Annotated in this window: 20 protein-coding genes; 15 read left to right on the top strand and 5 right to left on the bottom strand. The window is 35.2% G+C overall.

Annotation, left to right across the window (positions count from 1 at the left end):
- The first annotated feature begins 18 nt into the window (after window positions 1-18).
- The 10 genes from ACFSRZ_RS04855 to ACFSRZ_RS04810 all read left to right on the top strand — a co-directional run bounded on the left by ACFSRZ_RS04855 (window position 19) and on the right by ACFSRZ_RS04810 (window position 9,832).
- Complete coding sequence (locus ACFSRZ_RS04855; RefSeq protein ID WP_379665396.1) at window positions 19-1,362, top strand: PSP1 domain-containing protein; 1,344 nt, start codon at window positions 19-21, stop codon at window positions 1,360-1,362.
- Window positions 1,337-1,840, top strand: coding sequence for a gliding motility lipoprotein GldH (locus ACFSRZ_RS04850; RefSeq protein ID WP_379665395.1), 504 nt, complete (start codon window positions 1,337-1,339; stop codon window positions 1,838-1,840). The genes ACFSRZ_RS04855 and ACFSRZ_RS04850 overlap by 26 nt, the downstream gene beginning before the upstream one ends.
- 1 nt (window position 1,841) lies before the next feature.
- Window positions 1,842-4,142, top strand: a complete 2,301-nt coding sequence (locus ACFSRZ_RS04845; protein ID WP_379665394.1) for a penicillin-binding protein 1A — start codon at window positions 1,842-1,844, stop codon at window positions 4,140-4,142.
- Between the two features lie 28 nt (window positions 4,143-4,170).
- Window positions 4,171-4,872: a CoA transferase subunit A gene (locus ACFSRZ_RS04840; protein WP_379665393.1), complete on the top strand. Its 702-nt coding sequence runs from the start codon at window positions 4,171-4,173 to the stop codon at window positions 4,870-4,872.
- 56 nt (window positions 4,873-4,928) lie between these two features.
- Entirely contained in the window at window positions 4,929-5,282 is a 354-nt protein-coding gene (locus ACFSRZ_RS04835; protein ID WP_379665392.1) for a four helix bundle protein, read from the top strand.
- A gap of 34 nt (window positions 5,283-5,316) precedes the next feature.
- Window positions 5,317-5,970: a 3-oxoacid CoA-transferase subunit B gene (locus tag ACFSRZ_RS04830; RefSeq protein ID WP_379665391.1), complete on the top strand. Its 654-nt coding sequence runs from the start codon at window positions 5,317-5,319 to the stop codon at window positions 5,968-5,970.
- Between the two features lies 1 nt (window position 5,971).
- The gene (locus ACFSRZ_RS04825; protein ID WP_379665390.1) at window positions 5,972-6,733 is read left to right on the top strand and encodes an exodeoxyribonuclease III; all 762 of its coding nucleotides are present in this window, start codon (window positions 5,972-5,974) and stop codon (window positions 6,731-6,733) included.
- 3 nt (window positions 6,734-6,736) lie between these two features.
- Complete coding sequence (locus ACFSRZ_RS04820; protein ID WP_379665389.1) at window positions 6,737-8,236, top strand: lytic transglycosylase domain-containing protein; 1,500 nt, start codon at window positions 6,737-6,739, stop codon at window positions 8,234-8,236.
- A gap of 4 nt (window positions 8,237-8,240) precedes the next feature.
- The gene (locus ACFSRZ_RS04815; protein ID WP_379665388.1) at window positions 8,241-9,221 is read left to right on the top strand and encodes a DUF4837 family protein; all 981 of its coding nucleotides are present in this window, start codon (window positions 8,241-8,243) and stop codon (window positions 9,219-9,221) included.
- Between the two features lie 113 nt (window positions 9,222-9,334).
- Window positions 9,335-9,832 (top strand): DUF1761 domain-containing protein, encoded by a 498-nt coding sequence (locus ACFSRZ_RS04810; protein WP_379665387.1) that lies wholly within the window; start codon window positions 9,335-9,337, stop codon window positions 9,830-9,832.
- A gap of 53 nt (window positions 9,833-9,885) precedes the next feature.
- Here the strand turns inward: ACFSRZ_RS04810 and trpS are convergent, their stop codons facing one another.
- Entirely contained in the window at window positions 9,886-10,854 is a 969-nt protein-coding gene (gene trpS / locus ACFSRZ_RS04805) for a tryptophan--tRNA ligase (protein WP_379665386.1), read from the bottom strand.
- Window positions 10,855-10,933: 79 nt separating this feature from the next.
- On the opposite strand from trpS, the gene ACFSRZ_RS04800 reads away from it, so the two are divergent.
- Window positions 10,934-11,701 (top strand): lysophospholipid acyltransferase family protein, encoded by a 768-nt coding sequence (locus ACFSRZ_RS04800; protein ID WP_379665385.1) that lies wholly within the window; start codon window positions 10,934-10,936, stop codon window positions 11,699-11,701.
- Complete coding sequence (gene trhA, locus ACFSRZ_RS04795; protein WP_379665384.1) at window positions 11,698-12,339, top strand: PAQR family membrane homeostasis protein TrhA; 642 nt, start codon at window positions 11,698-11,700, stop codon at window positions 12,337-12,339. The genes ACFSRZ_RS04800 and trhA overlap by 4 nt, the downstream gene beginning before the upstream one ends.
- A gap of 255 nt (window positions 12,340-12,594) precedes the next feature.
- Here trhA and ACFSRZ_RS04790 read toward each other — a convergent pair whose 3' ends face one another.
- Window positions 12,595-13,068, bottom strand: a complete 474-nt coding sequence (locus tag ACFSRZ_RS04790; RefSeq protein ID WP_379665383.1) for a CYTH domain-containing protein — start codon at window positions 13,066-13,068, stop codon at window positions 12,595-12,597.
- An 84-nt stretch (window positions 13,069-13,152) separates the two neighbouring features.
- Between ACFSRZ_RS04790 and porZ the strand changes: the two genes are divergently transcribed.
- The 3 genes from porZ to ACFSRZ_RS04775 are packed head-to-tail and all read left to right on the top strand — an operon-like array spanning window position 13,153 to window position 18,673.
- Window positions 13,153-15,483 carry a type IX secretion system anionic LPS delivery protein PorZ gene (gene porZ / locus ACFSRZ_RS04785; RefSeq protein ID WP_379665382.1) on the top strand — a complete coding sequence of 777 codons (2,331 nt, stop codon included), beginning with the start codon at window positions 13,153-13,155 and terminating at the stop codon, window positions 15,481-15,483.
- Window positions 15,483-16,208: a DNA repair protein RecO gene (gene recO / locus ACFSRZ_RS04780; RefSeq protein ID WP_379665381.1), complete on the top strand. Its 726-nt coding sequence runs from the start codon at window positions 15,483-15,485 to the stop codon at window positions 16,206-16,208. Before porZ ends, recO begins: the two co-directional genes overlap by 1 nt.
- Window positions 16,209-16,234: 26 nt before the next feature.
- Window positions 16,235-18,673 carry a TonB-dependent receptor gene (locus tag ACFSRZ_RS04775; RefSeq protein ID WP_379665380.1) on the top strand — a complete coding sequence of 813 codons (2,439 nt, stop codon included), beginning with the start codon at window positions 16,235-16,237 and terminating at the stop codon, window positions 18,671-18,673.
- On the opposite strand, the gene ACFSRZ_RS04770 is transcribed toward ACFSRZ_RS04775, so the two are convergent.
- From ACFSRZ_RS04770 to ACFSRZ_RS04760, 3 genes are all read right to left on the bottom strand, one after another.
- Window positions 18,663-19,019, bottom strand: a complete 357-nt coding sequence (locus tag ACFSRZ_RS04770) for an SdpI family protein (RefSeq protein ID WP_379665379.1) — start codon at window positions 19,017-19,019, stop codon at window positions 18,663-18,665. The genes ACFSRZ_RS04775 and ACFSRZ_RS04770 overlap by 11 nt on opposite strands.
- Before the next feature lie 320 nt (window positions 19,020-19,339).
- A complete protein-coding gene (locus ACFSRZ_RS04765; protein ID WP_379665378.1) occupies window positions 19,340-20,836 on the bottom strand; it encodes a leucine-rich repeat domain-containing protein in 1,497 nt (498 codons plus the stop codon).
- A 168-nt stretch (window positions 20,837-21,004) separates the two neighbouring features.
- Window positions 21,005-22,915 (bottom strand): helix-turn-helix domain-containing protein, encoded by a 1,911-nt coding sequence (locus tag ACFSRZ_RS04760; RefSeq protein WP_379665377.1) that lies wholly within the window; start codon window positions 22,913-22,915, stop codon window positions 21,005-21,007.
- Window positions 22,916-23,082: the final 167 nt, after the last annotated feature.

The following is a 23,082-nucleotide window of genomic DNA, read 5'->3' as shown; positions in this document are numbered from 1 at the left end:
TAAAAATAAAGTCATCTTATGGGATGTAGTAGTTGTGGTACTGGTACAGATGGCAAGCCAAGAGGTTGTAAAAGCAACGGAAGTTGCTCAACAGGAGGTTGCGAAAAACTATCAGTATTTGATTGGCTGTCAAATATGACATTGCCTAGTGGTGAAGCTCCATTTAACATATACGAAGTCCGTTTCAAGAACGGACGCAAGCACTTTTTTAAGAACTTAGAAAACTTAAGCATCAGTATGGGAGATGTTGTTGCTGTTGAAGGATCTCCCGGACATGATGTTGGAGTAGTCTCTTTGGCTGGTGAACTGGTAAAAGTGCAAATGAAAAAGAGAAATGTTTTCTTTGACGATGAAAACATTAAAAAGATCTACAGAAAAGCCACACAAAAAGATATCGATGTTTGGCAAAAAGCAAGAGATAGAGAACTAGAAACTCAAACCAGAGGAAGAGAGATTATAGGAAGGTTGGGCTTGAAAATGAAGCTTTCTGATGTAGAATATCAAGGAGATGGAAACAAAGCAACATTCTATTATACGGCAGATGCCCGAGTAGATTTTAGACAGCTGATCAAAGATTTGGCTGCCGCATTTTCTATTCGAATTGAAATGAAGCAAGTGGGGTCTAGGCAAGAAGCGGCCAGATTAGGAGGAGTAGGATCTTGTGGTAGAGAACTGTGTTGTTCTACTTGGCTAACAGACTTTAGAAAAGTAACCACTACAGCAGCACGGTATCAACAACTCTCATTAAACCCTTTAAAATTAGCAGGGCAATGCGGAAAACTAAAATGTTGTTTGAATTTTGAATTGGATACTTACTTAGACGCTTTAGAAGAATTTCCAAAACAAGAAACAAGATTAAAAACGGAAAAAGGGGAAGCAGAGTTTGTAAAGATGGACATCTTTAAAAAACTACTTTGGTATACCTATAAAGAAGATAGATCTAAATGGTATAAACTCTCTTTAGAGCAGGTTCAAGAAATTATTGAACAAAATGAAAATAATGAATTGGCGATTCCGTTAGAAGAATATGAGTCTGAGATAGAAGAACTAACGAAAGTCGATTTTGAAGATGCCGTAGGTCAAGATAGCCTTACTCGTTTTGATGCTCCTAAAAAGAGTAGAAGAAGACGCAACAGGAGAAATAACAAGAAGAAAGCACAACCAGAGGCAAAAACAAATCAACCTAAAAAAGGGCAATCCAAAAAAGGACAGCCTCAGAAACAGGCGCAAAAACAATCTCAGAAGCCGCAGCAAAAGCAAGGGCAAAAACAAGGACAAAAGAAAGAATCAGGTCAAAAAAGACCTCAAAATAAAAGAAGACGTAATCCAAAGCAGAATGGAAATCGAGATCAAAAGAAATAAGGCAGTTTTCCTTGTTTTAGCAATGTTATTAGCATTCACATCTTGTGATTCAAATCGTGTTTATGATCAATATACAGCTTTAGAAAACAATACCTGGAGTTTTGAAAACCCTATAGAATTTGAATTTCAGGTAGCAGATACCCTTTCAAGAAATAACTTGTATATCAATATCAGAAACAATAACGATTACGCATACAGCAATCTTTTTTTGATTACCCATTTAAATTTTCCGGATGGCAAGAAAATTGTTGACACATTGGAATATGAGATGGCAGACAAACAAGGACGTTTCTTAGGAACAGGTTTATCAGAAGTAAAAGAAAGCAAACTATTTTATAAAGAGAGAAGTATTTTCCCGATGTCGGGAGACTATAAAGTATCAATACACCAAGCCATGAGGAAAAATGGAGCAGTGGAGGGAATAGAATCCTTAGAAGGAATTACAGATGTTGGATTTAGAATTGAAAAAGTAGAATAAAATGGCTAAGAAAAAAAAACAAACAAACTTTAAAAAGTATGTCAAACGATTTTGGATACTTTCATTAGGAAGTTTCGGAGCATTATTGCTCTTATTCTTACTCACCTCATGGGGAGTATTTGGTGAATTACCTTCGTTTGAAGAATTAGAAAACCCGCAAAAGAATTTAGCAACAGAAGTAATCTCTTCTGATGGAGTAACCTTAGGAAAATACGCTTTCCAAAACAGAACTCCTGTAGGATTTAAAGAATTGCCGGAAAACCTGGTAAAAGCATTAATTGCCACAGAAGACGAACGTTTCTATAGCCATTCCGGAATCGATTTTAGAGGAACAGCAAGAGCAGTGGTAAAAATGGGTAAAGGAGGAGGAGCCAGTACAATTACTCAACAATTGGCTAAGAACCTATTTACCAAAAGAGCATCCAGCAATACCTTTAAAAGGTTGATGCAAAAAGTAAAAGAATGGATTGTAGCTGTAAAATTAGAACGTCAGTACACCAAAAATGAGATCGTTGCAATGTATCTGAACACGCAAGGATTTCTGTTCAATGCCGTTGGAATTCGTTCAGCAGCAAGAATCTATTTTGGAAAAGAACCTAAAGATTTAGACCTTCAAGAATCGGCCATTTTGGTAGCGATGCTTAAAAACCCAAGGCAATACAACCCTTATAGAGAAGTTTCAAAAAAGAAATCCCTTAACAGAAGAAATGTAGTCTTTGCTCAAATGGCAAAGAATGGATTTATCACAGAGCAAGAAAAAGACTCTTTACAAAAGCTTCCGCTAAAGATCAACTTTACACCGGAGAGTCATAACGATGGATATGCAACCTATTTCAGAGAGTATCTAAGAGGGTACTTAAAAGAATGGGTAAAGAACAATCCAAAGCCAAACGGAGAATTGTATAACATCAATAGAGACGGATTAAAGATTTATGTGACCATTGATTCTCGAATGCAAAAATATGCTCAAGAAGCATTGTATGAGCATATGGCCAATCTTCAAAAATACTTTTACAAAGAACAAAAGAGAAACAAGACGGCTCCTTTTTATGACTTGGAAGACGAGCAAATAGAGATGATCTATAAGAGAGCCAGAAGGAATTCAGATCGTTACAAACGAATGAAGAAATCTGGGAAGTCACAAAAATATATTGACTCTGCTTTTGCTGCCAAAACTAAAATGAAAGTATTCTCGTGGAAAGGAGAGATAGACACCATTATGTCTCCAAATGATTCAATCAAATACTACAAATACTTCTTGAGGTCAGGGTTGTTGGCAGTAGAGCCACAAACAGGACATATCAAAGCATGGGTAGGAGGAATCAATCACAAATACTTTAAGTACGATCAAGTACAACAAGGAAAAAGACAAGTAGGATCTACATTCAAGCCATTTGTATATGCAACAGCAATCAATCAATTGAGATTATCTCCTTGTGATAAATACCCAAATACACGATATACAATCCCAAAAGGAAAGTATGGAATTCCTGAAGAGTGGACTCCTAAAAACTCCGATAAGCAGTATGGAGGAGAACTCACATTAAAAGAAGCCTTGGCAAAATCTATCAACGTAATCTCTGCACGATTGATAGATATGGTTTCGCCAGCCAATGTGGTTCGTTTAGCACAATCAGCAGGAATAGAAAGTAAGATTCCGGAAGCACCTTCCATTGCTCTTGGATCTGTAGAATTGTCCTTAATGGAAATGACCAGTGCTTATGCAACATTTGCCAATAAAGGATTACGAGTAGAACCTAATATGCTCTCTCGAATAGAAGATAAGAATGGAACTGTTTTGGCAGAGTTTACACCTAAAACCAAAGAGGTAATGAGTGAAGAATCTGCCTATGTTGTTCTCGACCTTCTAAAAGGAGTAACCACAGCAGGTTCAGGAGTTCGTTTAAGAACCAAGGACCACTATTATAAAGATATCATTACAGGATTTCCATACCAATTTACCAATCCAATTGCAGGGAAAACAGGAACCACACAAAACCATACCGATGGATGGTTTATGGGAGTTGTTCCTAACTTAGCAGTTGGAGTGTGGACAGGAGGGGAAGACAGAGCTACGCATTTTGCTAAGATTGCAGAAGGACAAGGAGCAACGATGTCTTTACCAACATGGGCGCTTTTTATGAGAAAATTATATGCAGATCCTAATTTGAATATCAGTCAGGAAGATTTTGAAAAACCTGAATATGTGGGGATCAATATCAATTGTGGAAAAGAGCCTGAGAAGGACGAAAAAGGGAAAATTAAGAAAGTAGAACCGGAAGAAGACGATACAGATTTCTAGTCAGGTTCATTAAATCATACAACAATCAATGATCAATAAAAAAGTAGAAAATGTTCAAGTAGCACTGAAAGGTGTTGAGAGCAATATGACTTTAATGCTAGGTGGTTTTGGGCTTTGCGGAATTCCTGAAAATTCTATTGCAGAGCTTGTACGCTTAGGAATCAATAATGTAACCTGTATTTCCAATAATGCGGGAGTAGATGATTTTGGATTGGGTTTGTTACTACAAAACAAACAGATCAAAAAAATGATCTCATCTTATGTAGGAGAAAATGACGAGTTTGAAAGACAAATGTTGTCTGGAGAATTGGAAGTAGAGCTAACACCGCAAGGTACTTTAGCAGAAAAATGTAGAGCGGCTCAGGCAGGATTTCCTGCATTTTATACGCCGGCTGGATACGGAACTGAAGTAGCCGAAGGAAAAGAAACCAGAGAGTTTGATGGGAAAATGTACGTATTAGAACCTGCATACAAAGCCGATTTCGCTTTTGTAAAAGCTTGGAAAGGTGATGAAGCAGGAAACTTGATCTTCAAAGGAACTGCAAGAAACTTCAATCCATGTATGTGTGGAGCGGCAACAATAACAGTTGCTGAGGTAGAAGAATTGGTACCGGTTGGAGAATTAGACCCAAACCATATTCATATTCCAGGAATATTTGTACAAAGAATTTTCCAAGGAGAAAAGTATGAAAAACGAATCGAACAAAGAACCGTTCGATCACGAGAGTGATTAATGTAAAAATGAATCAATGTATTAATTGATCAATTTGAATATTTGAAAATGCTATGAGAAATGATAAAGAGAATGTTATTGTAAAACTAACATTCGAATTTTCAATTAAGATCATTGAATTTTCTGAAGCTCTAAGAGATATACATAAATATGAGATGGCATCTCAAATATTTAGAAGCGGTACATCAATTGGAGCAAATATAAGAGAAGCTCAAAATGCAGAAAGTAAGGCAGATTTTATACACAAGTTTAAAATATCTGCTAAGGAGGCAGATGAGCTGGAATATTGGTTAGAGCTTTGTACGGAATCAAAGTTTTATCCTTCACCAGAAGATGAGTTATTGAAAAAATTAAAAACAATTATTAAAATAATTAGTAAGATTATATCGTCATCAAAAAAGCGATAATCTTCAAATTTTCAAATCAGCATATTAGTAAACTATGTTAGACAAGAATGGGATCGCGAAAAGAATCGCAAAAGAAGTACAAGACGGTTACTATGTTAACTTAGGAATTGGAATTCCAACATTGGTAGCCAATTTTGTAAGAGACGATATTGAAGTAGAATTTCAAAGTGAGAACGGGGTTTTAGGAATGGGACCTTTTCCTTTTGAAGGAGAAGAAGATGCAGACATTATCAATGCAGGAAAGCAAACCATCACGACATTACCGGGAGCTAGTTTTTTTGATTCTGCAACCAGTTTTTCCATGATTCGTGGAAAGCATGTTGATTTAACCATTTTAGGAGCTATGGAAGTAGCAGAGAATGGAGATATTGCCAACTGGAAAATTCCTGGAAAAATGGTGAAAGGAATGGGAGGAGCCATGGATTTGGTAGCTTCTGCAGAAAATATCATTGTAGCAATGATGCATACCAACAAAAGAGGGCAATCTAAATTGCTAAAGAGTTGTTCATTACCATTAACAGGTGTTGGTTGTGTAAAAAAAGTAGTTACTAATTTAGCAGTAATGGATGTGAAAGACGGAGCATTTCATCTGTTAGAGAGAGCACCGGGAGTAAGTGTAGAAGACATTCAAAACGCAACTGAAGGAACTCTAATTGTAGAAGGAGAAATTCCGGAAATGATCTTATAACATGAAAATAATCTCATACAACGTCAATGGAATTCGCGCAGCGATCAAAAAAGGATTTTTAGATTGGTTGCAACAAGCCAATCCAGATGTAATCTGTATTCAAGAAACCAAAGCACAGCCAGATCAAGTAAACCCTATGGATTTTGAGTTGGCAGGATACCCATATCAATATTGGTTTTCTGCTCAAAAGAAAGGATACTCAGGAGTTGCTGTTTTCTGTAAGCAAGAACCCAATCACGTAGAATACGGTACAGGAATTGAAAGCATGGATTTTGAAGGAAGAAATGTACGTGTAGACTTTGATGGAGTGTCCATTATGAGCATGTATTTGCCTTCAGGAACCAATGACGAAAGGCTAGGATTTAAGTTCAATTATATGGATGAGATTCTAGAATATGCTACCGAACTCAGAAAAACAATCCCTAACTTAATTATCTGTGGAGATTACAATATTTGTCACGAAGCCATAGATATTCACAATCCGAAAATGAAAGGAGTTTCAGGGTTTTTGCCTGAAGAACGTGAATGGTTAGGACGATTTATAGATAGCGGATTTGTTGATAGCTTTCGTTATCTAAACCCAGAACGACAAGAATACTCTTGGTGGAGTTACAGAGCCAACGCCAGAGCCAATAACAAAGGTTGGCGATTAGATTACGCCATGGTTACAGAACCTTTAAAAGATCAAATATCCAGAGCGTATATTTTACCGGAAGCAAAGCATTCAGATCACTGTCCGATTGCTGTTGAACTAGCTATATAAATAATGAAGAACAAACTACTCATCCTTTTCTTTTTACTGTCGATCAACTTGTTTGCACAGGCCGAAAAAGATTCGATTCCATCTAAGATGGATTCCATTACAATTCCGGAAAACGATCTGTTTTCTGATGTAGACCTAGCAATGATTGACAGCTTAGTATTGGAATCCCGATACAATTCACCTTTGTACGATACCATTACGTACTATATGAAGGATGCCGATAAAAAAGAAATTGCAGGAGTTAAGTTAACAGCAGACCTTTTAAAAGAGCGATTAAAAGTAATTGATGCAAAGACACCATTTCATATAGCCTACAATCCGGCATTAGAAAAGGTGATCAAATCGTACCTGAAATATCGAAAGAGGTACTATCCAAATTTAATGGCGAAGGCAGCATACTATTTCCCAATGTTTGAAAAATACTTGGATCAGTATGACATTCCTTTAGAAATGAAGTATCTGGCTATTGTAGAATCAGCCTTAAATCCAAGAGCTAAATCCAGAGTAGGAGCAACCGGATTGTGGCAGTTTATGTATCTAACAGGGAAACAATACAAACTCAAAATCAGTTCGTATGTTGATGAACGACAAGACCCAATAAAATCTACGATTGCTGCATGCGAATATCTAAGTGATCTTTATAGGATCTTTGGAGATTGGGACTTGGCTTTGGCAGCCTATAATTCGGGACCTGGAAATGTGTCAAAGGCCATTAAGAGATCCGGAGGATATAAAAATTACTGGAACATCAGACCGTTCTTACCCAGAGAAACTGCAGGATATGTACCGGCGTTTTATGCAACCATGTATCTGTTTGAATATGCTGATGAACATGAACTGATAGGGAACGCACCCAAAATTCATCACTTTGCCACAGACACAGTTCATATCAAAAGAACAGTTAGCTTTGACCAAATCTCAGAAAAAACAGGAGTCGATGCCGAGCTTTTGGCATTTTTAAACCCATCTTATAAACTAGACATCATTCCGTATATTAAAGGAAGAGATTATACGCTTATCTTGCCTAGAGCAACCACAACAGGTTTTTTAAAGAACGAAACAGAGCTTTATACATTGGCAGATGAAGACGATGCAAAGAGAGAAAAACCATTACCTAAGTATTTTGAAATGGATCAGCGAATTCGATACAGAGTTCGAAATGGAGATTATTTAGGAAAAATAGCAAACAGATTTGGAGTTCGAGTAAGCGATATTAAAAAATGGAACCGACTGCGTAACAATAGATTGAGAATAGGGCAAAGATTAACCATTTATCCTAAGCGTTTACGAATTACCAAGCAAGAAGCAGCAGTAAAATCCAAAAAGAAAAAGAAGCAACCTAAAGGAGAATATACCGTTTATGTGGTTAAGAAAGGAGACTCGCTTTGGACCATCGCAAAAAAATTCCCTAAAGTTTCTACAGAGGATATTAAAAAATGGAACAATATTTGGAGTGCTAAATCTATCAAACCAGGAACTAAACTAAAAATCTATAAAAGCTAATAAGATGAAAAGAATATTTGTATCCCTTGTAGCAATTCTCTTACTTACTTCATGCGGAAACGATCAATTGATCTTACCTAACTCAGTAGGTGCTTTTGGAAAAGTGATGGTAGTTACCAGCAACAGTAATTGGGAAGGAGATATAGGAAACGAGATCAGACAATCCTTTGGAAAATTACAAGTTGGACTTCCTCAACCAGAAAAAACATTATCAGTATCTCAAGTTGCTGCTAACGGATTTTCTTCTATGATGCGCAACAGTAGAAACATCTTTATTGTAGAAGTTTCAGACAAAGAAACAATGTCTGTAGTTAATGATAAATACTCTAGACCACAAACTGTAGTATACATTACTGCGAAAGACAAAGAAGGTTTATTGGCAATGATCAAAAAACACAGTAATGAGATTATTGACACTTTTAGAGAATCAGATATTAATTATTTACAACGACTTTTCGCAAAAAGAAAATTAGATGATTCTAAGTATAAGACTTTACAAAACTTAGATATCTCTCTAACTATTCCTAAAGATTTTAGAACTGTAGATGACACCGGAGATTTTTTATGGTTAAGACATCATTTAAAAAGCGGAATTGCAAAAGGAACAGGAAGTAACAATATATTAGTATACTCTTTGCCTTTAGAAGACGAATCTACAATTGCTGATGGAATCATTGCAATGAGAGATGCTATTGGAGAAAAATATATTCCGGGAGCAAAAGAAGGAATGTATATGATTACAGAAGAAGCGTATACCCCTTTCACTATAGAAACAAAAGTAAAGGATAACAAAGCTTTTGAAACCCGTGGAAAATGGGAAGTGAAGAATGATTTTATGGCAGGGCCGTTCTTAAACTATGCTATTGTAGATAAGAAGAACAATCGTCTTTTAGTTATTGAAGGATTTACATATGCTCCTTCTATAGACAAGCGAAATTTTGTAATGGAATTAGAAGCAATTGCCAAATCAGTCCAGATCAATTAAAAATAAAAAAATACGAATAGAAAACCGAAGCAAACGCTTCGGTTTTTTTATATCTAATTGTAAAACAGTGTGTTATTTGTTTATATTTGGGTATCAACTTAAACTTTTTACTTATGACTACGAATTATTTAATTCTTGCACTTGCTGCTTTGGTTCCTATGGTAATGGGATTCATTTGGTACGGACCTATGCTGTTTCAGAAGGCATGGATGAAACAAATGGGATTTACAGAAGAGTCTTTAAAAGGAGGTAATATGGCTGTTATTTTCATATTAAGTTATGTGTTCAGCTTTATGTTAGCCTTTTTCTTACAGTTCATTACCATTCACCAAATGGGAGTGTTCTCTACTTTGTTAGAATCCGGAGCAACAGAATTACAAGGAGATGGTTTGGCGTATTTTGAAGATTTTATGGCAAAATATGGAAACAACTACAGAACATTTAAACACGGAGCATTGCATGGAGCTTTAGGAGGAATCTTCTTTATCTTACCGGTTTTGGCAACGCAAGCAATGTTTGAAAGGAAAACAGTAAAATATATAGCAATTAATGTAGGCTATTGGGTAATATGTCTTGCATTAATGGGAGGGATTATCTGCCAATGGGCTTAATAAAGGCAAACTCTAAACATAAAAAAAGCTTCACATTGTGAAGCTTTTTTTAGTTAGTATCCTATTTTTTCTCGTACACGTTGTAAAACATCTTTAGCAACGTTTCGCGCTTTTTCTGCACCAATGGCTAAAGCATCATCTATCTCGTGCTTGTTTTCCATATAATGCCAGTATTTTTCTCTGATAATGGCAAATTTATCGATAATCAACTCATACAACTCTTGCTTGGCATGACCATACCCATAATTTCCACCTTCATACTTAATTCTCATTTCTGCAATCTGCTCTTCAGATGCCATCAACTTATACAAAGCAAATACATTATCTGTATCCGGATTTTTAGGCTCTTCTAAAGGAGTACTATCTGTTTTGATAGACATGATTTGCTTTCTTAACTTCTTATTAGGTAAGAAAATATTGATCACATTCTCTCTAGACTTACTCATTTTTTCTCCATCTGTTCCAGGAACTAATTTTGTATGTTCCTGAACTTTTGCCTGAGGAGGAACTAAAATCTCTCCAACAACATTGTTCAATCGATTGGCAACATCCCTTGTCATTTCTAAATGCTGCAACTGATCTTTTCCTACCGGAACAACTTCAGCATCGTACAACAAAATATCTGCAGCCATCAACATAGGATAAGTAAACAATCCGGAATTTACATCAGACAAACGATCCGACTTATCTTTGAAACTGTGTGCCAATGTTAATCTTTGGTATGGAAAGAAACAACTTAAATACCAAGATAATTCTGTAACTTCAGGAATATCACTTTGCCTGTAAAAAATGGTTTTATTAATATCTATTCCACAAGCAAGCCATGTCGCTGCTGTACTATAAGTATTCTCTCTTAAAAGACTTCCGTCTTTAATTTGAGTTAAGGAATGCATATCTGCAATGAATAAAAATGATTCATTATTAGGATCATTTGCCATATCTATGGCTGGTAAAATAGCCCCTAATAAATTCCCCAAATGAGGAGTTCCCGTACTTTGTACACCAGTAAGTATTCGTGACATGAGTTCAATTTTGTTGCAGCAAAAATACAGTTTTCATCAGAAAAAGAATCAAACAAAAGAATATTACTACATTCGCTGTATGAATTGGATTAAAATTCCGTTTTTACTCCTCTGGAGAGCTTGGTTTTATATACTGCAATTCAGTACCATTATCCTAATGGTACCTTTTTTGTTAATACTAACAGCAAAAGAGAGTTATTACCCCACATTTTGGAAACTGGTTAGAGGTTGGTCGTTTGTATTGATCTATGGAATGGGTTTTCGCCTGAAAAAAGAGATCGAAGAAGAATTAGACCCTAATCAAAGCTATTTGTTTTGTCCAAATCACGCTTCGCTAATGGACCCTTTTGTCTTGATTGCTTTAAGTAAGAACCCTATTGTTTTTGTGGGAAAGAAAGAACTGGTTAAGATTCCCATTTTTGGATTCTTTTACAAGCGAGTGGTTATCATGGTAGACAGAAGTAGCCCAAAAAGTAGAAAGAGGGTTTATGAAATGGCCAAAAAGAAATTAAAAGGAGGAACTAGTATTGGAATTTTCCCCGAAGGACTTGTTCCGGAAGATGAGGTGATCTTAGCACCATTTAAAAACGGAGCATTCAACTTAGCAATTGAGTTCCAAATACCCATTGTGCCGCAAACATATTACGATTGCAAACGATTATTTTCATGGGATTTTTTTAGAGGAGGAATGGGAACATTCAGAATCAAACAACACCATTTTATAGACACAATAGGTTTAGAATCTAAAGAAGATATGGAAAAGGTAAAGCAAAAAACTTTTGACATTATATACAATGAATTATCTTCAGATCAGTTGTATATGGCAGATACCAACCGAAACAAATGAAAGAGCATTTAATAACCCGATACTCCAAAAGTGAAGAGAGACTTAACATCATTACTCATGGAATCGGATTGCTTTTAAGTGTTGTTGGCTTCCCATTTTTGATTATCAAGGCTTTTGATTTTGAAGGGTTTTGGAAACCTGCAAGCTTTATCATCTACGGATTGAGTATGATTATTCTCTACGCAGCCTCTACTTTTTATCATGCTGCCAAAGAAGCAAAACTTAGAAGAAGACTCAATATATTTGATCACGCAGCTATTTATGTGTTGATTGCAGGAACCTATACACCGTTTACTATTATTGTTTTAGAAGGCACAGTTGGATGGGTCTTGTTTGGTCTCACTTGGGGATTTGCACTTACCGGAATTATCCTAAAGCTATTTTATACAGGAAGATTTGATAAACTATCTACATTGATGTACATCTTAATGGGATGGCAAATCATTTTTGCAATCAAGCCACTTATGAAGAATTTTTCGGAAGAAGGATTGTATTGGCTTATTGCCGGCGGAATATTTTACACAATAGGAGCAGTTTTATATTCCATAAAAAAACTTCCATACTATCATGCAACTTTTCATGTTTTTGTTGTTTTAGGAAGTTTTAGTCATTTTTTGAGTATTTACTATTACATATAATTTAAAAAAAGGTTAATTTCTTTACACTTTTCTTAATGATTTCTGTGGCTTTATTTAAAAAGCTGAAAAATAAGCTGTTAACTATTTATGATTTTACAAAAATTATGGAAACGTTTGTGAATCAGTAAAAAAGATTTATATTTGCGTACCTGAATGCGAGATAATAATTTTAATTATTGAACGTTTAGGTATTATAAATCTTATTTTAGGGGGTAGGTTTATTAAATTTCCTCGAACTTTCAGTTCGAGGTTTTTTTATGCCCAATTTTTAAATGGATTCTTACTTAAATTAGAGTTGTAATATTTTTCCTGACCCGTTACTTCATCACCCAAATAAGAAGGCGATATAAATTGTTCATCTTCATTTGAGATTTCTACTTCGGCAAGAATCAAACCTTCATTAGCTCCCAAAAAGACATCAATTTCAAAAACATGATTTTCTACTTGATGTAGATAACGGTACTTTTCAATAATTCCGGGTTCACAAAGTTGCATTAGATCTTGAGCTTCTTCTTTGGAAATTTCCTTTTCCCATTCAAATCGAGAAGTTCCACTTTTGTTAGAAACACCTTTAACGGTTAGAAAAGCAGTATCGTCTGTAATACGAATTCTAACCACTCGCTCTTTATCCGAATTTAAGAAGCCTTGTTTGATGTAGTTTTTTTGAAAGCTCAAGTCTTTAAAACTTGTGTTTTTTACCAAAAACTTTCTTTCGATCTCTATACCCATTTAAACAGTTTGTAGTGTACTAATGTAAAGGATTTATCGTTATCTTAGGAAGAAATGCGATATATTTGACCTCATTTAAACTGTATGCGTAAATTAGCATTAATACTTCTCTTATTCTGTAGTTTACTTAGCAATGCTCAGGTAGATTTTAGCGATTCTTGGGAAGATTTTTTCTCGTATAATAATGTAAAAGATTTTGTAAAGGTTGGTAATACGATCTATGCTCTGTCAGATAATGCTATTTTTACTTATAACATCTCAACACAAGAGACTCAAAAACTTTCTTCCGTTCAAGGATTGTCTGGAGAAACAACCACATCTATTCATTTTAGCAGTGCTACAAACAGGTTGGTTATTGGATACGAAAATGGATTAATTGAAGTTGTAGATGAAGATGGAAGTATTACCATTTCCGCAGATATCGTAAACTTCAACCAATCAGGAGAGAAAAGTGTCAATGATATTTTTGAACATAACGGAACCTTATACCTTTCTACAGCTTTTGCTATTGTAGAATATGACATCAATGAATTGGAATTTGGAGACACCTTTTTTATTGGAAATAACTCTACCGATGTAAAAGTAAATGAGGTTGTTGTTTTCAATGGACTTATTTATGCAGCTACAGATGATGGTGTTTTTTATGCAGATGTAACCAATCCTAATTTGATAGACTTCAACAATTGGCAACAGATCGTTGGAGGAAATAACCTATTTAAGAACGTCGCTATTTTTGATGGTAGACTTTTTACAATTCTGAACACCGGATTGTTTGAGATCGTAAACACTAACGGATTGTCATTTATTAGGGACTTCTTCGGAACGGTGAATGGAATGAAAGAATCTACAACACATTTGTCTATTGCGCTAACAAACTCGGCATATGTTTTTGATACAAGATTGATTCAAATCTTACAAAGTAATGCCAATTCAGAATTCAACTATATATTAAATAATGCTTTTGCTGAAGATAATACCTTATACTTGTCAACTCAGCAATATGGAATCTTAACTTCCCCTTTTGCAAACCCAACAGATTATACAGAGATACATCCTGATGGGCCTGTTTCCAATGATATCTTTTCAGTAAGTGCACAAAACAATCATGTATGGATCGTTTACGGAGGATATAGTCCAACTTTTGCACCTATACAAAGACGTTTAGGATATACACATTACAATGGAGAAACATGGTTTACAGCAACAAATGACCCTGCAAACCCTTTTCCTGATTTGGTAGATGTAACTATAGATCCAAATGATCCAAACAAAGCATTCATTAGTAGTTTTGGAGACACAAACTTGCTTAATACAATCAATACCGGAGGACTTTTTGAAGTAGAAGGAGATCAAATAATCAGTTTTTACAACCAGTCAAATAGTGGTCTTGAAGATTTAGAACCCACAGACCCCAGTCGTATTAGTATTCGCGTAAGCGGTAGTGTTTTTGATCGTCAAGGGAATTTATGGATGACGAATATTGATACACCAACAGAACTCAAAAAATTCTCAAACGGAAGTTGGTCAGGTTTTGATATCAGTTCAGTAAAACCTCAAAACTCATTTGGATTGTCAGAAATTGCAATTGACAGAAACAGTAGTCTTTGGATTGCAACCAGAGGAGATGGTGTTATAGCGTTTAATGAAAATGGAAACAGATTAAGAGCTTTAACACCTACAGCAACTCAGGGAAGTTTACCAAATTCTAGAGTGGAGAGTGTTGTGGTAGACAAAGACAATCGTGTTTGGATAGGAACCATCGCCGGATTGGTAGTGTTTAATAATGCTTCCGGAGTATTTGATGCAGATGTAGTAGATGCAAACCCTATCATTATTCTTGATGATGGAGTTCCAAGAAGATTGTTAGGAGAACAAATTGTAAATACCATTGCTGTAGATGGAGCCAATAACAAATGGTTTGGTACAGACAATGGAGGTGTTACTTATACCAATCCTAACGGACAAACGACCATTGCTAATTTCAGTACAGAAAATTCGCCATTACCATCTAATCGTATTGTTAAGATTGCGGTAGATGAAGAAACCGGGAAAGTATATTTTGCTACCGATAAAGGAATTGTTGCATACAATAGCAATGTATCGCCCTTTGGAGATACATTGGGAGAAGTATACGCATATCCAAACCCCGCAAGAAAGTTTCATAACACAGTAACTATAGATGGAAGAAATGGAACAAGCTTACCTCGAGGCACTAATGTAAAGATCTTGGATGTTGCTGGAAATCTTGTTTATGAAACCAATGTAGTTGAAGGACAAGAGTTGCAAGGAGGAAAGGTAGTTTGGGATAAAACAAACTTAGCCGGAAGAAAAGTAGCGTCAGGAATCTATATTGTTGTGTTGGCCAATGAAGACGCTACAGAAACATCTACAACCAAAATCGCAATTATCAATTAATGGCTGTTATTTCTACCAAAGCTATTGTCATTAGTACAATTAAATACGGTGATTCAAGTTTAATTGCAAGATTGTATACCAAAGAATCAGGACTTACATCTTATCTGATCAAAGGAGTACTCAAGTCTAAAAAAGGAAAGTTGAAAGCAGCCTATTTTCAACCCTTAACACAGTTGAAAATCGAAGCAAATCACCAAGACAAAAGAGATTTACAATCTATACGAGAAGCTCAAGTTACACATGTGTACGCTACTTTACATACCGATGTTATAAAGCAATCAGTAGTGATGTTTCTTTCCGAAATGATGTCAAACTCTATTCAAGAACAAGAATCTAGTCATTTGCTGTACGACTACTTAGAACAGGCTTTTCTTTGGTTGGATTCACATGATGATCTAGCAAACTTTCATCTTCTTTTTTTATTGAACTTAACCAGGTTTTTAGGGTTTTATCCTGACACCTCAGAAATGAATAAAAATAACTTTCATTTGAGAGAGGGAATCTTTACGGATATCATTCATGAAAAAGAAGTAATACGAGGAGAAGAAATAGTTCAATTTAAAAAGCTGTTAGGCATAAATTTTGATAGTATAGAATCCATTAAATTTTCTAAAAATCAAAGGCAAGATTTATTACGGATGTTAATTCGATATTTTGAGCTACATTTGGACGGATTTAAAAAACCAAAATCATTAGATGTTTTAGAAGCTGTTTTTAGTAGATGAGGACGATAGGATTTTTTATATTTTTTTTGATAACATTTTCAGCTTTAGCCCAGGAGGTTAAAGTACTAGATAGAGAGACAGGAAGACCCATTAACAATGTAACTGTCTTTAATGAGGCAGAAACATTTAACTCTTCTACAAAAGAAGATGGACTTGTAGATGTATCTACAGTGAAGTCTGATGAGATTCTGATTTTTTCACATATTTCCTATGCCTTAAAAAAGCTGAGAAAATCTACCTTACAAAAAGCAAATTATACGATCTATTTGACCAAAGGCTCTGAACAATTGGATGAAGTTGTATTATCAGTATTTAAAGGTGATGCAAAAACCAATAGAGTTGCAGAGCAAATAGCCGTTGTTACAGCAAAAGAGATTCAACAAATCTCGCCACAAACATCAGCAGACCTTTTGGCAGCAGTTCCGGGGATCAAAGTGCAGAAATCGCAATTTGGAGGAGGAAGCCCGGTATTAAGAGGAATGGAATCTAACCGCGTACTTTTGGTAGTAGACGGAGTTCGAATGAATAATGCTATTTACAGAAAAGGGCACCTACAAAATTCAATTACTGTATCTCCAAACTTGTTAGACAGAACAGAGATCGTTTTTGGTCCTTCTTCCGTAGTTTACGGATCAGATGCACTTGGAGGGGTAATTCATTACTATACAAGAACACCAAAACTTTCGGAACAAACGGAAGTGAATACCAGTTTTTTCAATCGATTTTCATCCATCAACAATGAGATCACAACCAATGCTTCTGTAGAGATTAGCACGAAGAACTGGGCTTCTTTTACAAGTATTTCCTACAGTGATTTTGGAGATCTAAAAATGGGAAAAAACAGATCGCATGGTTTTGACGACTGGGGAAAGGTATTTTTCTATTCGCAGAACACAGACGATTTTTTCTCTGCGACTCAGACGGCAAATGACAACCCGAACTTACAACGTAATACAGGGTTCAATCAAACCGATCTTTTGCAAAAATTCTTTATTCCGTTATCATCTAAAACAGATTTGAAACTGAATTTACAATACTCAACATCGTCAGATATTCCTAGGTTTGATAGATTGGATGAACAATCAGGCGGAGTGTTGAAGTTTGCAGAATGGTACTATGGGCCACAAGATCGTTTGTTAATTTCACCTCAGTTAGATATCAATCCGGGAAAAGGTTGGTTAGACAAAGGAACATTTACATTAGCATATCAAAACATTAATGAGTCTAGGATTCAGAGACGTTTTGGTAGTTTAGACAGATCGTACAGAGAAGAAGAAGTAGACATCTTTAGTATCAATGGAGATTTTTCGGTTCCATTAACAGAAAATAAAAAGAGAAGCTTGACTTACGGGTTTGAATTTTCTCATAACGATGTACATTCTAATTCTTTTGGAAGAACACTAAACGTTTCAGGAAATGAGATTTTAGGATTCTCAGGAGATTTTACCGTACAATCTCGTTATCCAGATGGAGGAAGTAGCTATACCAGCTCAGCTGTTTATGCAGGATACAGACAAGATTTGAATGCAAAGTCTACCTTAAATACAGGAGTTCGATTTACCAGAACCAATTTAAAAGCAAAGTGGATTGATCAAACGTTCATTACACTACCAGATACAGATATTGACCTGAACAACTCTGCGTTTACATTAACCGCAGGATATGTGTACAGGCCTAATAAGAATTGGCAATTGAACAGTGTGATCTCTTCTGGATTCCGCTCACCAAATATTGATGATGTGGGTAGAGTACGTGAAAAAAGTGGAAATGTAACAGTGCCCAATATCAATGTGAGACCTGAGTTTGCGTACAATGCGGAGATTGGAATTCAAAAATATTTTAACGATAGAAGATTTAGAGTAGGATTCAACACATACTATACATTATTAGAACATTACATTATTCGTGATAACTTTACATTGAATAATTCTTCTACGATCCTGTATGATGGTGAGTTAGGAAATATTGTTGCCAATCAGAACAGAAAAACAGCTTATGTTTTTGGCTACACTGCAAGCTACCAAGGGAAGATTTCTAATAAGTTGAGTACCTCAGGCTTCATTACATATACCAAAGGAAGAACCTACGATACGGATGAACCTTTATCGTCTATTCCACCTTTATTTGGACAGTTTGACCTAAACTATGTAGATAACAAGCTTCAGTTAGGAGCGAGTTTGCGTTTCAACTCTAAAAAAGATATTTCAGATTTTAATATCACAGAAGGAATTGACAATCATGATCTAACTCCGATTGTAAATCCAAGTGGAACTACAGAAACAGAGATTTATTACGGATCTCCAAGCTGGGTTACAGTAGGATTGAATAGTAGTTATGCCTTTAATCAAAATTGGAAACTCCAAGGAATGATCAATAATATCTTTGACCAACATTACAGAGAGTTTGCCTCTGGGATTTCAGCTCCTGGAAGGAACTTTTCATTCTCCTTAATTACTACTTTCTAGTTTTTCGATTTCCTTCTTTATCAAAATGCTCGTTCAGTGCATTTTCTGTAGAAAGGATACATACTAATAGCGTAAAGAACAAAAAGGCCATGGGAAACCATGAGGTCATTAAATTAGGGTACGCATAAGCAAGCCCCATTGCAGCTACAAAACTGATTGCAGCGTATTTTAATAGTACTTTATTAAACATTCCGTTGGCAAAACTCCAGATATCTTCATTTTGCATGGTTCTGTGTGTTCTATATCCATACAAACTATTGATTTTTTTAGGTGGAAAAAAGTAAAAGATAACACTGATTAAAAACATCAGTCCGTTTACACTTAATACGTAGATAAATGGGTTCATGAGGAATGTTTTAATTTCTATAACAAAAGTAGAAATTATTAATGTTTCAACTCTTTATTTACAGTAGAATTCCCCACGATTTTAACTCTCATGAAAAGTCTCTTTACCTTTTAGTTACAAAAAGTATATAGCTGTTTTATAAAAGTACTCTTTTACTACCTAATAGAAAAAAAAGAAAATTGAATAAAAGAACCTTTATAACTTGCAAGCAATATTAAGGAAAAATGCTATGAAGTTTCTTGGGTCAGATAAAAAGTATTAGAGCGGTGTCTGGCCTGAGAGTTCCCTTCTTCATTCAGACTTGTTGTTTTGAAAAGAAACTATTCCCGGACGATCTTTTTTCGAGCAAAACCCCCATTAGCAAACCGAATGTGCAAGATGTAAACTCCCGATGACAACTGAGATACGGAAAATGTGTCTTTAGTAGTTTCCAACAGTTTATTACCTAAATAAGAATACAGTTTCACAGAAAGAACCTCTTGCTCAGAAGTAATGGAAATCATTTCTGAGGTAGGATTCGGAAAAACATCATAGTTAATGTGAGCAGTAGTATCAGTACTCAGAGTGTTGCATTCCGCTTCGGTTTCCACAAAGGAACTATGGCTGTCTATACTCGTCCATTGGGCAGTACTATAAGAACTGTCATCAACATAGATACAAGTTAAACTGGGGTTGTTTGTGGCTTTAAACTCAAAAATATCAGTGTTAAAGCCATTACGAATATCAATAGAAGTGAGTGCATTAAAATCGCAATACACAAAATCTAAAAAAGTGTTTTGAGTAAGATCTAAAGTTGTAAGCATATTGTTTTCACAATAAAAGAATTTCAAGTCAAAATTTTCACTGAGATCTATATTGCTTAACTGATTATCACGACAAGTAACACTAAGTAGTTGTGTATTAGCGCTAATATCTAAAGAGCCTAAAGGATTGCTACTAGTTCTGAGGTTTTTGAGGTTTGTATTGTTTGTTAAGTTAATTGAAGTGATGCCGTTGTTCTCAAAAAACAAATTTCGTAATGCAGTATTATTACTAACGTTAAGCGAGCTTAAAGAGTTGTTATAACACCAGAGAGTTTCCAATAATGTATTGGATGCTACGTCTAATTGAAGTAAAGAATTTTGGTTGGTTCTGAGGTCTTTAAGTTGCATATTTTGAGTAACATTCAAAGTAGAAAGACTGTTCTCGAAACACCAAATGATTTCTAACTCTTCATTTTGACTAAAATCTAGGGAGGTGATTGAGTTTTGCTGACAATAGAGTTGAGATAAATCCACATTAGTACTCACGTCCAATGAAGTCAAAGCATTATTGTAACAACTTACAGAAGATAATGCGGTATTTGTAGAAAGATTTAAACTTGTTAAATGATTATCATATATAGATAAAGACGTTAAAGAAGTATTGTTGCTTAAATCGATACTTGTTAACTGGTTTTCATGTATTGAAAGAGTGGTTAAAAGTGAATTATTACTAAGGTCTATAGAAGTTAGTACATTGTTTGAACCAAAAAGGGATTCTAATTTGTCATTTCCCGATAAATCCAATGCTGTTAATTGATTGTCATTGCAAAAGAGAACTGTGATGTTTGAAAAAGCCTCAATGCCCGTTAAATCGGCAATAGCCCTGTTTGAAACATTTAACAAACCAGAAAAAGCCTCTGCCTCCGAAACCTGTATTTCCGAATCACCATTGGTGTTGATACTATTATTAGAAACCAAAGCATTTTTGAAATTCGCATCCGGGATGTTTACCGTTTGAGCAATTCCCACATGAATAGATAGTGTGAAGAGTATAGAAGCAAGGATTTTTTTCATTTTCATAAAGTATTGATTAAATCATTTTTGCGGTTGCTTCAAATGTATAGTCAATTGCCGGATAGGGCTATGAATTATGTAGCAGAAGCTATAAGAATTGTAACACGGAAGAAGTAAGCGACCTATTTTTAGAAAGAAATAGAGTAAGATATAAAAAGGAAAAACTGCCTATTTTTTGCTGTACTCACTAGGAGTACAAAGAAATAATTCCTTAAAACACTTACTAAAATAAGCAGGATCGTTAAAGCCAACACTGTAGCTTACTTGAGAAATATTAGTATCGGATTTTTTTAAGAGTTCAGCAGCCAATTTTAATCTGTGAATACGAATAAATTCGGAAGTAGACATATCGGTCAAACTTTTCAATTTACGATGCAATTGCATACGACTCATACCAAGAGCATGACTGAACTCATCCGCAGAAAAAGAAGAATCTGTTAACCTTTTATTCAAAACTTTCTGAACCTTGTCTAAAAATTGTTTTTCAGTAGAACTTATATCCAGATCCTTTACTTTTAGTAAAACTTTATTGCTAAACTCAATGCGTAGTTTTTTTTCTGCTTCACTAGAGGCTTTTGATTGCTTTAGAGCACGCTTATATTTCATTAAGAAAAATACAATTGCACAAATAACAAGAGAGACTAAAATGATGAAATAAACAGAACGATAAAAAGGCTTGGGAACAATCAATGTTATTTCTTGAGAAGCAAGTATTCTCTGTTGAGCATCTATTGCTTGAATTTGAATCAAATTCTGGCCTGTAGAGATATCGTTTAATGTGAGAGTATTGGGGGTGAGAACTTTCTTCCAACTTTCGGAATTGATAGAGTATCTGTAAGAAATAGAATCAAACACATAAGGTTTGGTCAGAGAAAAATCAATAGTAATGTCATGCGCATCATGTGTTAGTACAATAGACTCGTAACGATCTAGCGAAGGTCTACTTTTTAAAATGCTATCGACCTGTAGACTACTAATATCAAGAGTGGGTTTGAAATGTTCTGAAGATTTAAGAATCGGTTGCACAGAACGAAAAATCCTTCCTCGCTTTGCTGCCCATACATAACCACTCTTGTCAGGATTCAAAAACACTCCGTTTTTCATAGGCTCTGGAGTTTTTAGCCATTGATATTTTTTGGTGTTCTTATGATACAGCCCATTTCCCAATTCAACCGCATTGACAAGTAAAATACTATCATTCAAAGGAAGAGCAGAGCGAATGATATTGCGAGTTCGATTCCATTCTTTGAGAGGGCTTTCAGTTTCAAAGCGAGAAAATTGTTTTGTTTTTAGATCAAACTCAACTATGCCTAATCCGTGAGAAGGCATAAGAAAGACATTGTTATCTCTGATAATATCATGAAAATTGTGAGGATAAGCATAAGGAGCATCTTGAATTTGATATTGATCTACTTGATCATTGCCGGTATTGATCTGATAAAAACCGTCGGGCATGGCTACCCACAAAAGATCGTTCTCCGTATCAATATAAAAAGACTCCACTGCATGTGAACTATCGCGATGGTTGACATCAATTCCGTCAGTTAAATATTTTTTAAGAACAGTAGTTGATTTTGTATCAACCAGATACAAACCGTTAGAAGTTCCCACATAAAGAAGATGATCCTGTTTTTGAAGTTCTAGAATATAATTTCTCCAATTAGGCTGATGAAGAGGTTTGTCTAAAAATACCTTTTCTGAAGATCTGTTTTTAAGATCTATTTTAAAAAGACCTTTTCGAGTACCGTACCAAATGATATTGTTGTCAATTAAAAAACTGGTAGCAGAATACTGATCAATATTTACAGGGTGTTTTTTTGATAAATAATGAGTTACATTGGTGGCGGTATGACCGTTGAATTGATATAAGCCACCCTCGATCAATGCCCAGATAATACCTTGATCATCTTCATAAAAAACATCAATGTTTTCCCAAGATTGAAGCCCGTCATCAGAAGAGATTGTAATTTCTTCAAACAAAATTTCACTAGACTGTGCCCAACTCAATGTAAATGAGCAAAGCCACAACAAAGTTGCAATATACAAGTTGAAATGAAAGTTTGGTTTAAAGATGATCATAACAATAGCAAACAGTTTTTCACAATGTTGAAAATACAATGATAACACTTACTTGCCATAAATGTATCTGTTCGTAAATACATTTAGGAACTTATAGGTAAGCTGTACCCATGTGTAATGTACACAAACTATAAGATAAATTTATTTGAAAACAGTGTTTTGCACTG

This window comes from Pseudotenacibaculum haliotis (assembly GCF_042684245.1).
Classification (GTDB): Bacteria; Bacteroidota; Bacteroidia; order Flavobacteriales; family Flavobacteriaceae; genus Polaribacter; species Polaribacter haliotis_A.
The sequence above is the reverse complement of the archived record's forward strand: the minus strand, read 5'-3'. Positions and strand labels throughout refer to the sequence as shown.

Excerpts from the sequence above, each read along its gene's own strand:
- ACFSRZ_RS04855 (WP_379665396.1), top strand. The coding sequence starts at position 19 with ATGGGATGTAGTAGTTGTGGTACTGGTACAGATGGCAAGCCAAGAGGT.
- ACFSRZ_RS04850 (WP_379665395.1), top strand. The coding sequence starts at position 1,337 with ATGGAAATCGAGATCAAAAGAAATAAGGCAGTTTTCCTTGTTTTAGCA.
- ACFSRZ_RS04845 (WP_379665394.1), top strand. The coding sequence starts at position 1,842 with ATGGCTAAGAAAAAAAAACAAACAAACTTTAAAAAGTATGTCAAACGA.
- ACFSRZ_RS04840 (WP_379665393.1), top strand. The coding sequence starts at position 4,171 with ATGATCAATAAAAAAGTAGAAAATGTTCAAGTAGCACTGAAAGGTGTT.
- ACFSRZ_RS04835 (WP_379665392.1), top strand. The coding sequence starts at position 4,929 with ATGAGAAATGATAAAGAGAATGTTATTGTAAAACTAACATTCGAATTT.
- ACFSRZ_RS04830 (WP_379665391.1), top strand. The coding sequence starts at position 5,317 with ATGTTAGACAAGAATGGGATCGCGAAAAGAATCGCAAAAGAAGTACAA.
- ACFSRZ_RS04825 (WP_379665390.1), top strand. The coding sequence starts at position 5,972 with ATGAAAATAATCTCATACAACGTCAATGGAATTCGCGCAGCGATCAAA.
- ACFSRZ_RS04820 (WP_379665389.1), top strand. The coding sequence starts at position 6,737 with ATGAAGAACAAACTACTCATCCTTTTCTTTTTACTGTCGATCAACTTG.
- ACFSRZ_RS04815 (WP_379665388.1), top strand. The coding sequence starts at position 8,241 with ATGAAAAGAATATTTGTATCCCTTGTAGCAATTCTCTTACTTACTTCA.
- ACFSRZ_RS04810 (WP_379665387.1), top strand. The coding sequence starts at position 9,335 with ATGACTACGAATTATTTAATTCTTGCACTTGCTGCTTTGGTTCCTATG.
- trpS (WP_379665386.1), bottom strand. The coding sequence starts at position 10,854 with ATGTCACGAATACTTACTGGTGTACAAAGTACGGGAACTCCTCATTTG.
- ACFSRZ_RS04800 (WP_379665385.1), top strand. The coding sequence starts at position 10,934 with ATGAATTGGATTAAAATTCCGTTTTTACTCCTCTGGAGAGCTTGGTTT.
- trhA (WP_379665384.1), top strand. The coding sequence starts at position 11,698 with ATGAAAGAGCATTTAATAACCCGATACTCCAAAAGTGAAGAGAGACTT.
- ACFSRZ_RS04790 (WP_379665383.1), bottom strand. The coding sequence starts at position 13,068 with ATGGGTATAGAGATCGAAAGAAAGTTTTTGGTAAAAAACACAAGTTTT.
- porZ (WP_379665382.1), top strand. The coding sequence starts at position 13,153 with ATGCGTAAATTAGCATTAATACTTCTCTTATTCTGTAGTTTACTTAGC.
- recO (WP_379665381.1), top strand. The coding sequence starts at position 15,483 with ATGGCTGTTATTTCTACCAAAGCTATTGTCATTAGTACAATTAAATAC.
- ACFSRZ_RS04770 (WP_379665379.1), bottom strand. The coding sequence starts at position 19,019 with ATGAACCCATTTATCTACGTATTAAGTGTAAACGGACTGATGTTTTTA.
- ACFSRZ_RS04765 (WP_379665378.1), bottom strand. The coding sequence starts at position 20,836 with ATGAAAAAAATCCTTGCTTCTATACTCTTCACACTATCTATTCATGTG.
- ACFSRZ_RS04760 (WP_379665377.1), bottom strand. The coding sequence starts at position 22,915 with ATGATCATCTTTAAACCAAACTTTCATTTCAACTTGTATATTGCAACT.